Source organism: Bradyrhizobium sp. UFLA05-153 (assembly GCF_054185185.1).
This window is the reverse complement of record NZ_JBBIAM010000190.1, coordinates 1-11704: the sequence shown is the minus strand read 5'-3', so window position 1 is coordinate 11704 and position 11704 is coordinate 1. Positions and strand designations below refer to the sequence as shown.

The 11704-nt window shown below is 62.7% G+C and carries 13 protein-coding genes; 8 read left to right on the top strand and 5 right to left on the bottom strand.

Translation table 11 applies throughout. The annotated features are described in order from the left end of the window. Positions 1-892 (bottom strand): acyl-CoA dehydrogenase family protein (locus Q2941_RS48285; protein WP_458197068.1); only part of this gene is annotated, 892 nt, incomplete at its 3' end. Beyond that, positions 889-1719, bottom strand: coding sequence for an alpha/beta fold hydrolase (locus Q2941_RS48280; RefSeq protein ID WP_458197067.1), 831 nt, complete (start codon positions 1717-1719; stop codon positions 889-891). The genes Q2941_RS48285 and Q2941_RS48280, both read right to left, overlap by 4 nt. A gap of 189 nt (positions 1720-1908) precedes the next feature. Here Q2941_RS48280 and Q2941_RS48275 point away from each other — a divergent pair, with 189 nt between their 5' ends. The 3 genes from Q2941_RS48275 to Q2941_RS48265 all read left to right on the top strand — a co-directional run bounded on the left by Q2941_RS48275 (position 1909) and on the right by Q2941_RS48265 (position 4968). After that, positions 1909-2670: an SDR family NAD(P)-dependent oxidoreductase gene (locus Q2941_RS48275; protein WP_458197066.1), complete on the top strand. Its 762-nt coding sequence runs from the start codon at positions 1909-1911 to the stop codon at positions 2668-2670. 38 nt (positions 2671-2708) lie between these two features. Next, a complete protein-coding gene (locus Q2941_RS48270) occupies positions 2709-3545 on the top strand; it encodes an enoyl-CoA hydratase family protein (RefSeq protein WP_458197065.1) in 837 nt (278 codons plus the stop codon). A 172-nt stretch (positions 3546-3717) separates the two neighbouring features. Next, entirely contained in the window at positions 3718-4968 is a 1251-nt protein-coding gene (locus Q2941_RS48265; protein WP_458197064.1) for a flavin-dependent oxidoreductase, read from the top strand. A 15-nt stretch (positions 4969-4983) separates the two neighbouring features. Here Q2941_RS48265 and Q2941_RS48260 read toward each other — a convergent pair whose 3' ends face one another. Together Q2941_RS48260 and Q2941_RS48255 are read right to left on the bottom strand one after the other, a co-directional pair. Then, complete coding sequence (locus Q2941_RS48260; RefSeq protein WP_254104582.1) at positions 4984-5436, bottom strand: cupin domain-containing protein; 453 nt, start codon at positions 5434-5436, stop codon at positions 4984-4986. A 37-nt stretch (positions 5437-5473) separates the two neighbouring features. After that, entirely contained in the window at positions 5474-6649 is a 1176-nt protein-coding gene (locus tag Q2941_RS48255; RefSeq protein ID WP_458197063.1) for an ABC transporter substrate-binding protein, read from the bottom strand. Positions 6650-6955: 306 nt separating this feature from the next. Between Q2941_RS48255 and Q2941_RS48250 the strand changes: the two genes are divergently transcribed. The 3 genes from Q2941_RS48250 to Q2941_RS48240 all read left to right on the top strand — a co-directional run bounded on the left by Q2941_RS48250 (position 6956) and on the right by Q2941_RS48240 (position 9751). Further along, entirely contained in the window at positions 6956-7447 is a 492-nt protein-coding gene (locus Q2941_RS48250; RefSeq protein ID WP_254111518.1) for a MarR family winged helix-turn-helix transcriptional regulator, read from the top strand. A gap of 141 nt (positions 7448-7588) precedes the next feature. Beyond that, the gene (locus tag Q2941_RS48245) at positions 7589-9280 is read left to right on the top strand and encodes a benzoate-CoA ligase family protein (RefSeq protein ID WP_458197062.1); all 1692 of its coding nucleotides are present in this window, start codon (positions 7589-7591) and stop codon (positions 9278-9280) included. Positions 9281-9295: 15 nt separating this feature from the next. Beyond that, entirely contained in the window at positions 9296-9751 is a 456-nt protein-coding gene (locus tag Q2941_RS48240) for a RidA family protein (protein ID WP_027528461.1), read from the top strand. An 8-nt stretch (positions 9752-9759) separates the two neighbouring features. Here the strand turns inward: Q2941_RS48240 and Q2941_RS48235 are convergent, their stop codons facing one another. Then, positions 9760-10488 (bottom strand): CBS domain-containing protein, encoded by a 729-nt coding sequence (locus Q2941_RS48235; protein ID WP_458197061.1) that lies wholly within the window; start codon positions 10486-10488, stop codon positions 9760-9762. A 218-nt stretch (positions 10489-10706) separates the two neighbouring features. On the opposite strand from Q2941_RS48235, the gene Q2941_RS48230 reads away from it, so the two are divergent. Then, positions 10707-11075 carry a hypothetical protein gene (locus Q2941_RS48230; RefSeq protein ID WP_254111521.1) on the top strand — a complete coding sequence of 123 codons (369 nt, stop codon included), beginning with the start codon at positions 10707-10709 and terminating at the stop codon, positions 11073-11075. Further along, the coding region (locus Q2941_RS48225; RefSeq protein WP_458197060.1) for a poly-beta-hydroxybutyrate polymerase N-terminal domain-containing protein at positions 11056-11704 on the top strand (649 nt) is incomplete at its 3' end. The genes Q2941_RS48230 and Q2941_RS48225, both read left to right, overlap by 20 nt.

Here is an 11704-nt window from a genome sequence, read left to right as displayed (position 1 = left end):
TGAAATCATAGGCCGCCTGCGCAATACCCATATAGGTCGGCGACAACGTAAGGAACATGTGCGGCCAGCGCATTGCCGCCTGGAAATAGACGCCGCGCGGCATCAGCGCGGCATCTTCCGGCACGAACACGTCCCTGAACAGGAGCGTGCGCGAGACCGTCCCTCGCATCCCGAGCGGATCCCAATCCCCGACCACAGACACGCCTTCCGCCTTGGCGGGAATGGCGAGGTAGAGCGTGTTGCGGCGTGAGGCCTTTTCGCCTTCCTCGACTTCGGTGCAGAGCACGCCGTAGTAGTCGGCATGGCCCGAGAGTGAAGCAAAGATCTTCTTGCCGTTAATGATCCAACCGCCGCCAACGGGCTTCGCCTCGGTGCCGAAAGCAACGCCGCCTGCGGCCGCCGCGCCGCCTTCCGAGAAAGGCTGCGAATAGATCGCACCATCCTCGACGATGCGCTTGTAGTGGACTGCGCGACGACGCTCGTGCTCCGCACGCATTGCGTCATCCATGTCGAGGTCGTCCGCCAACGGCCCCGACCACAGGGTCGAACAGACATGCATGTTCCAGGTCAGCGCAGTCGCACCGCAATAGCGGCCGATCTCAGCCGCAGCCAGCGCATAGGTCTGGTAGCCGGCCCCCAGTCCACCATGTTTCTTCGGGACGGCGATGCCGAGCAGGCCGACGCGGTGCAGATCGCGGTAGTTCTCGGTCGGGAACACCGCGTCGCGATCGTAGGCCGCGGCGCGGCCGGCGAACACGCTCTGGCCGATCTCCCGCGCCCGGGCGATGATGGCCGTCTGCTCGGCGTTCAGGCGGAATGCAACGGGATCGAAGATCGGCGCGTCGAGCGCGACCTTGTTGGCTGTGCTGTTCTTGCTGACTTGCATGGTCATTGTCCGGTCACCTGTGTTTTGGCCACGCTTGATATGAGAAAATCATCGATTGCCGCGTTGAAGGCATCAGGACGTTCGAGATTGGCAAGATGGCCGATGCCCGCGAGCTCCACGTAGCGAGCTGAACGGACGTAGCCCGCCATTTTCGCCATCATCGGCGCAGGCGCATTGTTGTCCCTGGATCCGGACAGGAGCAGCGTCGGAACGGCGATGTCCTTGAGGGCGCTCCGCCGGTCGAACCCGATCAGGGCGAGCATCATCGCGCGATAGCTCGCCTCCGGCACGCTGGCCATGCAGTCACGCGCGACATCCATGCCCTTCGCGTCCGGATCCTCGCCAACCAGCTCCTTGACGAGCGAGGGCGCGAGCGAACTCATGGTCTCGCCGCGATCGAGGGGCCCGAGCCGCGCCGCAATGAACGATTTCTGCCAGTCACCGTCGGCCTTGCCGAAGGCTGGGCTGGTCTGCGCCAATACCACCGCGCGTGCGGCTTGAGGATGTTGCGTCAGCCATTGCTGCACGATCATCCCGCCGATCGAATGGCCAACCAGGACGGGTCCGTTGGCTTCGATCTGTTGCAGGAACTCCTGCAAGGCCTCCGCCAATGCGGGAATGCTCACGTCAGGGAGCGGTTTCGACCCGCCATAACCAGGCATGTCCCATGCAATTGCGCGAAAACGCCTGCCGAATGTCGCGAGCTGGTGGCGCCAGGCGCGCGCTGCGCCGCCAATGCCATGCAGAAAGACCAAAGGCACCGCATCCGGATCGCCTGCGGCCTCATAGGCGAAGCGTCCATCCCTGGTTATCGTCGGCGTCGGTTGCTGCACGCGGCTCCCCTTGCTCGGCCCGCCGATGCTAACAGGCCTGTCGGGGATGGGAAGAGATAACTTTATACTTAAAGCAATTTCCGGACCGGCACCTCACGAGGGCTGAAATGGGGCCTTCCATTGCAATAATTTGAAGCTTAAAATATATTCGCAACGCTCGATCCACCGGTGCCTTCAGGGAGGCTGCGCATGTCCGGACTGCCGCGTTCTTCGCATGCGCTCGTGACGGGCGGTGGCCGCGGCATCGGTCGCGCTACCGCAGCAGCTTTGACAGAAGCCGGCGCCACGGTCACCGTACTCGGCCGCAACGCTGCGACTCTGGAGGAGGCCGTCAATGCGGGGGCCGCGCATTATGCTGTTGTCGCCGATGTTTCGGATGAGGCGGCGCTGAGGGCTGCGATCGCGAAGACGGCCGAGCGACAGCCCATCGACATCTTGATCGCGAACGCCGGGAGCGCCGAATCCGCGCCGTTCGCAAAATCCGACGCCGCGCTCTTTGCCCGGATGATGGATGTCAATTTCATGGGCGTGGTGCACGCCGTCCAGGCCGTGTTGCCCGCGATGAAGGACCGCTCCTATGGCCGCGTCATCGCGATCGCATCGACAGCGGGCTTGAAAGGCTACGCTTACGTCAGCGCTTATGCGGCCGCCAAGCACGCCGTGGTCGGGCTCGTGCGTTCGCTGGCGCTGGAAATGGCAAACAGCAATATCACCGTGAACGCCGTCTGCCCGGGCTTTACGGATACGGACCTCGTTGCCGATAGCATCGAGAGCATCATGAAGAAGACAGGGCGGAGCCGCGAGCAGGCGATCGCCGATCTCGCGCGGCACAACCCGCAGGGTCGGCTCGTCACGCCACAGGAGGTGGCGGACGCCGTGCTCTGGCTTTGCGGTGAAGGTGCCGGCGCAATCACGGGGCAGGCGATCGCAGTGGCCGGTGGCGAAATATAGACCGCAGGGTAGCGCAACGAGAACGACAGAGAGTCCTCATGAGCAGACCAGCCAATCCTGTTACCGTGCCGCTGGCGGATTATTCCCCTCAGCATTTCCTGCTTGCAGTGGTTGACCATGTGGCTACGGTCACGCTGAATCGCCCGGAACGAAAAAACCCCCTGACGTTCGAGAGCTATCGCGAGCTCACCGACTTCTTCCGCGCCTGCGCGTTCGACGACGAGGTGAAGGCCATCGTCGTCACGGGCGCCGGCGGCAATTTTTCCTCGGGCGGCGACGTGTTCGAGATCATCGGCCCCCTCGTCAAGATGGACACCAAGGGGCTCACCGCCTTTACGCGGATGACCGGCGACCTCGTCAAGGCGATGCGGGCCTGCCCACAGCCCATCGTCGCCGCGGTTGAAGGCATCTGTGCCGGCGCCGGCGCGATCGTCGCCATGGCATCGGACATGCGGCTGGCGGCAAGTGGTGCGAAGGTCGCGTTTCTGTTCAACAAGGTCGGGCTCGCCGGGTGCGATATGGGGGCCTGCGCCATCCTGCCGCGGATCATCGGTCAGTCGCGCGCCTCTGAGCTGCTCTACACGGGTCGCTTCATGACGGCGGAGGAGGGCGAGCGCTGGGGTTTCTTCAGCCGTATCGTCACAACCGACCAGGTTTTGCCGCAGGCGCAACTGCTGGCGAAACAAATCGCGGAAGGCCCGAGCTTCGCCAACACCATGACCAAGCGGATGCTGGCGATGGAATGGGCGATGTCGGTGGAAGAGGCGATCGAGGCGGAAGCCGTGGCGCAGGCGCTCTGCATGACGACGGCCGATTTCGAGCGCGCTTTCGAAGCCTTCGCCAACAAGGTCAAGCCGGTCTTCAGGGGGGATTAGCCGCTCCGCAGCAGAATATGCGAAGGCAGGAATTTCGAGGAGTTGTTAATTAAGGCTAAGCCCAAGAGCCGGGCGACGCGGTGGGTGAGGGCGATAAAGCCGCTTGCGGCGGAGTGACCGCCCATGCGACGTTAACCCCGTTGCCTGGCGTGTATCGAGTGGAGTTTGGGCGATGAAGGCGATAATCGTCGGTGGCGGTATCGGAGGTCTCACCACGGCGTTGATGCTGCGCGCGCGCGGCATTGCTTGCGAGATTTTTGAACAAGCCGATACCATTCGCGAGCTCGGCGTCGGCATCAACACCCTGCCGCATGCCATGCGCGAGCTTGCCGGGCTCGGTCTCTTGCCGAAGCTCGACGAGGTCTCGATCCGCACCGACCAGCTCTATTATCTCAATCGTCACGGTCAGGAAGTCTGGCGCGAAGCGCGCGGCATCGACGCGGGTCATGACGTGCCGCAATTCTCGATTCATCGCGGTCGTCTGCAGGGCGTCATCCACCGCGCGGTCGAGGAGCGGCTCGGGCCCGCGATCATTCACACCGGTTGTCGCCTGGGCGCCTTCACCCAGGACGAAGGCGGCGTCACCGCCTATTTCTTTGATCGCTCCGGCGGACACGTCCACACGGCGCGTGGTGACATCCTGATCGGTGCTGACGGCATCCATTCCCGTGTACGTGAGACGCTGTTTCCGAACGAGGGGCCGCCCTGCTGGAACGGCTTGATGCTGTGGCGCGGCGCGCGCGATTGGCCGGTGTTCCTCACCGGCAAGTCGATGATCGTCGCCGGTGGCCTCAACGCCAAGGTCGTGGTCTATCCGATCGCTGAGGGCTCGAGCCCCGCGAGCCGCCTCACGAACTGGGCGGTGCTGGTGAAGATCGGCGAGGGTAACGCGCCGCCGCCGCGCAAGGAGGACTGGTCGCGGCCGGGCCGGCGTGAAGAATTGATGCCGCACGTCGCGCGCTTCTCGGTGCCCTATATCGACGTCAAAAGCTTGATCTCGGCAACGCCCGAGTTCTACGAATATCCCACCTGTGACCGTGATCCCTTGCCCTATTGGTCGTCGGGGCGGGTTACGCTGCTGGGCGATGCTGCGCATCCGATGTATCCGGTCGGCTCGAACGGCGCGTCTCAGGCCATTCTCGATGCGCGCTGCCTTGCAGATCTGCTCGCGCGTTCCGAGCACCCGCGCCAGGCGCTGGTCGAGTATGAGAAGAAGCGTCTGCCGATGACGGCTGAGATTGTCCGCTCCAATCGTCGTGGCGGTCCCGAAGGGGTGATCGACGCTGTCGAGCAGCTCGCGCCCGATGGTTTCGACAATGTCGAGAAAGTCCTGAGCTACTCGCAGCGTGAGGCGATCGTGCGCGGCTATGCGACGAAGGCCGGCTTCGCCGCGGTGCCGGGCTTGGCCGCCGTCAGGGCGTGATACGCCGCCCTCCGTCTAGGACGGCGGCGGGGGCAGGAAGTGGATGTTGAACTCCGCGGCCATTGCGACGACGTCCTCCGGCTTCTGCTCCTTCATGTTGTGAAGGCCCCAGAACAGGTCATAGAGCTTGCGGCTCGGTGAGACCCAGAACAGCACCTTCGCCGTCTGCTCCGACTTGTTGAAGATGCCGTGGGGGACGCCCATGCCGAGGCGGATCAAGTCACCCGGCGTTGCCTGCGCTTCGGTGTTGCCGAGCACGAAGTCGAGCTTTCCCTCCAGCATATAGAGATACTCGTCCTGGTCCGGATGGATGTGCGGCGGCACGAAGGTGCCGGGCGGCAGCGTCGCATGCCAGGAGAAGCTGTGCTCGGCATAGCTCTTAGGCACATAGGTCTGGCCGAGAATGTTCCAGGAAATGCCCTGGATACCCTCATTGGCCCTCGTGATGCCGGTGATCTCGCTCTTCACTTGAATTCCTCCCTTTACTCCAGGCTCAACGCGGCATTCAGTTCGCCGGCTTGCAGTCTTTTGCGTAACGGTCACCGTAGTTCTCGAAGACCTTTTGAACGATCTCGGTCTGGAATTTTCCGTCAGGGCGCTTGGCGACCTTGGTCAGATAGAAATCCTGGATCGGATAGCCGTTGGTGTTGAATTTGAACGAGCCGCGCAGCGAGGTGAAGTCGGCCTTCTTCAGGGCTGCGCCTACGGCGTCCTTGTTGGCGAGGTCGCCTTTCACGCCCCTGACCGCGCTGTCGATCAACATCGCGGCGTCATAGGCCTGGAAAGCATAGGTGCCGGGCACGCTGTTGTAGGCGGCTTCATAGGCCGCGACGAACTTCTTGTTTTGCGAGTTGTCGAGGTTGGGCGCCCAGTTCGCGCCGCCGAACATGCCCACGGCCGCGTCCTGCTGCGCCGGCAAGGTCGATTCGTCGACCGTGAAGGCCGACAGCACCGGGATCGTATCGGCAAGCCCCGCCTGCCGGTACTGCTTGACGAGGTTGACGCCAAGGCCACCCGGCATGAACGTGAAGAGCGCGTCAGGCTTGAGCGAGGCGATCTTCGAAAGCTCCGGCTGGAAGTCCAGCGTGTTGAGCGGCATATAGGATTCCTCGACGATCTCGCCCTTGTAGTCGAGCTTGAAACCGGCCGTCGAATCCTTGCCCGCCTGATAGTTCGGCACCATCACATACATGCGCTTGTAGCCGCGATCCTGGGCCACCTTGCCGAGGATCTCGTGCACCTGGTCGTTCTGGTAGGAGGTCACGTAGAAGAACGGGCTACAGTCCTTGCCAGCGAAGGTCGACGGGCCTGCGTTGGGGCTGATCAGGAACGTCTTGGACTCCGTGACGGGGCGATGGATCGCCTGCAGGATGTTTGAGAAGATCGGCCCGACCACGAAATCGACCTTGTCGCGCTCGAGCAGGCCCTTGACCTTGGTCACCGCCGCATCCGGCTTCAACTCGTCATCGACCACCACGACCTCGACATCGCGGCCGCCCATCTTGCCGCCGAGATCCTTGACCGCCAGCGCAAAGCCGTCGCGAACCTGCTGGCCGAGCGCGGCGGCGGGGCCTGACAAGGTCACGATCACGCCGAGCTTGATCTTCTCCCGCGCAAATGCCGGATCCAGTGCGGCGCCGGCGAGCAGAGCCAATCCGGCCAACTTCAATTTCTTCTTCATGATCTCTCCCCCGATATGCTCGCGCTCACGCTACAGCCCTGTCGTTCGATCCAAGCTTATTCTGATGACGGCGTCCGCGGCAAGCAGAGCCGAAGCTTGCTGCATCTTGCGTTGCGCCATCCGCCCGCGCATCAGCCCTGCGCTATATGCAAGCGGCGCGCCAATTGCTTGAAGCCTAAAGAAATTCGGTCCGCACGGGTCGTTCGGCGCGTTTTGGGCTTGCGGTGGGGCGGAAATTACTTGAAGCTCAAAACGACCGTTGGCTCGCTTCCGCCGCCAGTGCTGTGACATAGTGACCGCACCACGATGCTCGATTCCGAGACCAAGGCTGTCGAACTTCCGGAAGACCATGCCGAAGAGCTTCGGCTGTGGCTGCGTCTGCTGACCTGCACGACCCTGATCGAGGGTGAGGTGCGCAGCCGCCTGCGGGAGCGGTTCGACGTCACATTGCCTCGCTTCGATCTGATGGCGCAACTCGACAAGGCGCCGGACGGCATGACCTTGTCCGACGTCTCCAAGCGCATGATGGTCTCCAACGGCAATGTCACGGGGCTCGTCGAACGTCTCGTGGAATCCGGGCACCTCGACCGCCGGACGTCCGACACCGATCGCCGCGTCCAGGTCATCCGGCTGACGAAGCTTGGCCGCGCCGAGTTTCGCAGGATGGCCGCGGAACACGAGACCTGGATTGCCGACGTCTTTGCCGATCTCACGCCAAAGGACGTGCGTGAATTGATGCGCCTCCTGGCCAAGACCAAGGCCTCGGCCCAGAAATCCGCCTCGCGCCGCAAAGCGTAGCCTGTTCCGCAGCGATCGCTCCCCCCTGCCGTCAGAAAAGCACGCGTTGTCCAAAATCTGCTATTGCGCCAAATTATTTTAAGCCTAAAATGATTTCCAGATAGTGCTGCCGGGTGCTCTCCAAGCTGAAAGGAGCGTGCGATGGCTAACGCCGCCAAGGTGCAACTTCCGGGCTCATATGCCGGCAGGGCTGGAACGGCTCACGCCGACACCTTTGCCTTGCAACATCTGCCGCCCCGCGATCTATGGCCCGAGTTCATCTTCACGCGGCCGGAGCTGCAATATCCGCCGCGATTGAACTGCGTCAGTTACTTCCTTGATCGCTGGGTCGAAGAGGGGCATGGCGATGCGCCATGCTCGATCAGTCCTTCCGTCAGCTACAGCTATCGCGAGCTGCAACGGCTCGTGAACTGCATTGCCAATGTGCTGGTTGGCAAGCTTGGCCTGGTGACCGGCGGACGTGTCCTGCTCCGCTCGGCGAACAATCCAATGATGGTCGCCACATATCTTGCGGTCATCAAGGCCGGCGGCATCGTGGTTGCGACCATGCCCTTGTTGCGTGCCAAGGAGCTTCTGTATCCAATTCAGAAAGCCGAGATCACGCTGGCGCTGTGCGACGGCAAGCTATCCGACGAAATGGAGAAGGCGAAAGCGGCAGCGCCGGGGTTGAAGCACGTCGTCTACTGGGGCACAGGCGCTGCGGACTCGCTGGAAGCGCTGACCGCAGACGCAAGCCCCGAGTTCGAGGCGGTCGACACGGCGTCCGACGATGTTTGCCTGATCGCCTTCACGTCGGGTACGACCGGCGACCCCAAGGGCACGATGCATTTCCATAGGGATATGCTGGCAGTCTGTGACGGCTATGCGCGCAACATCCTGCGGGCAAAGCAGGACGATCGTTTCATCGGATCGGCGCCGCTCGCCTTTACCTTTGGCTTCGGCGGCGTGTTGTTCCCGATGCATATCGGCGCGTCCTTCGTCGTTCTGGAGAAGACCACGCCGGACGATTTTCTTGCGGCCATCGAGCGCTACAGGACCACCGTCTGCTTCACGGCGCCGACTGCGTACCGCGCGATGCTCGGCAAGATCGCAGGCCGCGACATCTCGTCCTTGCGCAAATGCGTGTCCGCTGGTGAGACCTTGCCCAAGCCGACATTCGACGCCTGGCTGAACGCAACGGGCATCAAACTGATGGACGGCATCGGCTCGACCGAATTGCTGCACATCTTCATCAGCGCGACGGAAGAGGAGATTCGCCCTGGCGCCACCGGCAAGCCGGTGCCGGGCTACGAGGCGAAGATCGTCGATGATGACGGCAACGACGTGCCATCAGGCACGATGGGCCGCCTCGCGGTCCGCGGGCCGACCGGATGCCGCTACCTTGCCGACGAGCGGCAGCGCAAATATGTCCACAATGGCTGGAACATCACCGGCGACACCTATGTGATGGATGCCGACGGGTACTTTTGGTACCAGTCGCGCTCCGACGACATGATCGTTTCGGCCGGCTACAACATCGCCGGTACCGACGTCGAGGCTGCTCTTCTGACGCATCCGGCGGTCGCCGAATGCGGCGTCGTAGGGGCGCCCGATGAGGCGCGCGGCATGATCGTGAAGGCGTATGTGATCCTCGCCCCCGGCGTCGTGCCGGACACGCGGCTTGCGACCGATCTGCAGGAGCACGTCAAGCGCGAGATCGCGCCTTACAAGTATCCGCGCGCGATCGAGTTCGTGACGCAGTTGCCGAAGACCGAGACCGGCAAGTTGAAGCGCTTTGCCTTGCGGCAGATGGCGCTGGCGGCGGCTTCGTCGCCTGGCGTCGACACCAAATAAGAGAGGAATGGACGATTGTCTGCAACGACGCCGAAGAGCCCGCAGCTCGCAACGCTGCCGATCAGGGAAGATGCACCTCCGACCCGGATCCTGCAGCCCTCCGGATGGCCGATGCCGAAGGGCTATGCCAACGGCGTGGCCGCGGAAGGACGCATCGTCGTCACCGGCGGCGTGATCGGCTGGGACGCGGAAGAGCGCCTTGCGGATGGCTTTGTCGCGCAGGTTCGTCAGACGTTGAGCAACATCGCGGCGATTCTTGCGGAAGGTGGCGCGCGGCCCGAGCACCTCGTGCGTCTCACCTGGTATGTCGTTGATATGGACGAGTACCTGGCCAACCTGAAGGCGCTTGGCCAGATTTACCGGGAGATTCTTGGCGCGCACTATCCGGCAATGGCGCTGGTGCAGGTCGTCAGGCTGGTGGAGAAGGCGGCGCGCGTCGAAATCGAAGCCACCGCCGTGATCCCGCGCTGATGCACCGATCAGCTCGCCTTGGCGAGATCGTCGTCCTCCGGTGAGTTCAGATAGACGCCGGAGATCGTGTCGACCCAGCACAGATGGTCGTGCACTTTCTTCACGCCATCGATGTTCTCGGTCAGGACGATTGCCGCCCGGCGTGCGCTCTCGTCCGTGATGACGCCGCTCAAGTGTACGATGCCGTCGCTGACGATGACGTTCAGTCCGAACGGGCACCAGTCGTTCTTTTCCATCGCGTCAATGATGCGGCTGCGAATGTGATCGTCGTCCGCCGTGGGATCGGGCACCTGGTGGGCAAGGCTAGCGACAGCCTGGAGCAGGTTGGCGCGAGAGACGAGACCGACGACCTTGTCGCCGCGTACCACGGGCAGGCGCTTGATGTTGTTCTGCTCCAAGATGTCGACGATCTCGGCAAGTGCCGTATCCTCGGTGATGGTCACCGGTGACGTCGTCATCACTTCGGAAACCTTGCGGCCGTGTTCCTGAACGAAATCGCTGGCCGATTGGCCGGGGCCAAGGATGAATTTCAGCCAGCGGCCACGCTTGCGCTGGGTTCCGATCTCGCTGCGCCGGATGAAGTCGCCCTCCGACACGACGCCGACCAGCTTGCCGGTTTCGTCGACCACCGGAAGACCGCTGACATGGCGTTTCAGCATGATGTTCGCGGCTTCGACGATGGTGATGTCGGGCGTGACCGAGATGACCGACCGGGTCATGATCTGGTGGGCGCGCATGGCATAACTCCACATGTCCTGGCAGAATTCTTGGCCTGTTCTTGGCAAGAATCCTTGGCAAGAATTCGATGTCGCGAGCCTAGTGCAGGCGGAACTTGGCGGTTTGACGCAGGTCAATGGGTCAGGGGGCGCGGCCGCGCTTGATGCAGCTCAAGGTGCGCAAGGCCCATGGTCATATTCTGGAACCTGGAAGTCCCAGAGCGAGCCAGGAGGTCACCTTGAGCGAACTCGCCAAACTGCAAGATTTTGCGCCCGAGAAGCTGGTGTCGGATCCCGCCCGGCGGGTCGCGGAGGCAAACCAGCGCACGTTCGATCTCATGTTCAGCGCGCAACGGCTGTTCCTGGACGAGATTGTCTTCGTCGCCAACGAGCTCCTGGACCGCACGCAGACCGAGACGCATTTGTTCGCAGAGTTCATCTCAAAGCTCGCGGGCTCGCACTCTGTCAAGGACTGGAGAACGCTTAGCGCCGAATGCGGTCAGCATCAGATCGATTTCATCCGGCGCGACTGCGATCGGATTTTCAAGCACGGCGACAGAGTGATCGCGACCACCACGGGCCTCTTCAATGTTGCGTCTCGCGATTGAGCCCGAAGCCGGAAATACGGACGAAATGCGAGCCATGAGCGCCGGAAAGACCTCTCTACTCCAGCGGGCCGAGGAGCCCGCTCCAGTGGCCGATCTGATTGCCGACGTGCCAGCAGGCACTGAGGCCACAAGCCCCGAAAAAACGCCCGAAGCGGTGGCCGCTGGCCCAATCCCGTCGGCGGACTCCTATCCGGTTGACCGAGCCTTGCATGCGATGCTGGCGCGGCTGATCGGCGGCATCTCGCCCATCGCCCTGTCGCTCGCCTATCTCGATTGGGCCTCGCACCTTGTGGCCGCGCCGCAGCGACAGATGGAGATTGCGAAGGATGCTGTTCGAGATGCGGGCCTGCTGCTCCAGGCCGCAGCACATGCGCCAAAACCCGATCAGGACCCCTGGTCCGTGATCAAACCGCAGGCTCAGGACCGTCGCTTCGCCAGGCCCGAATGGGAAAGCCCGCCATTCAACCTGCTGGCTCAGGCGTTTCTGCTGAGCGAGCAGTGGTGGCACAAGGCGACGACCGGCGTTCGAGGTGTGGCACCCGCCAACGAGGCGGTCGTGGAGTTCTCCGTGCGCCAGGTTCTCGACATGCTGGCGCCGTCGAACTTCGTCGCGACCAATCCTGAAGTGC

Excerpts from the sequence above, each read along its gene's own strand:
- Q2941_RS48275 (WP_458197066.1), top strand. The coding sequence starts at position 1,909 with ATGTCCGGACTGCCGCGTTCTTCGCATGCGCTCGTGACGGGCGGTGGC.
- Q2941_RS48270 (WP_458197065.1), top strand. The coding sequence starts at position 2,709 with ATGAGCAGACCAGCCAATCCTGTTACCGTGCCGCTGGCGGATTATTCC.
- Q2941_RS48265 (WP_458197064.1), top strand. The coding sequence starts at position 3,718 with ATGAAGGCGATAATCGTCGGTGGCGGTATCGGAGGTCTCACCACGGCG.
- Q2941_RS48255 (WP_458197063.1), bottom strand. The coding sequence starts at position 6,649 with ATGAAGAAGAAATTGAAGTTGGCCGGATTGGCTCTGCTCGCCGGCGCC.
- Q2941_RS48250 (WP_254111518.1), top strand. The coding sequence starts at position 6,956 with ATGCTCGATTCCGAGACCAAGGCTGTCGAACTTCCGGAAGACCATGCC.
- Q2941_RS48245 (WP_458197062.1), top strand. The coding sequence starts at position 7,589 with ATGGCTAACGCCGCCAAGGTGCAACTTCCGGGCTCATATGCCGGCAGG.
- Q2941_RS48235 (WP_458197061.1), bottom strand. The coding sequence starts at position 10,488 with ATGCGCGCCCACCAGATCATGACCCGGTCGGTCATCTCGGTCACGCCC.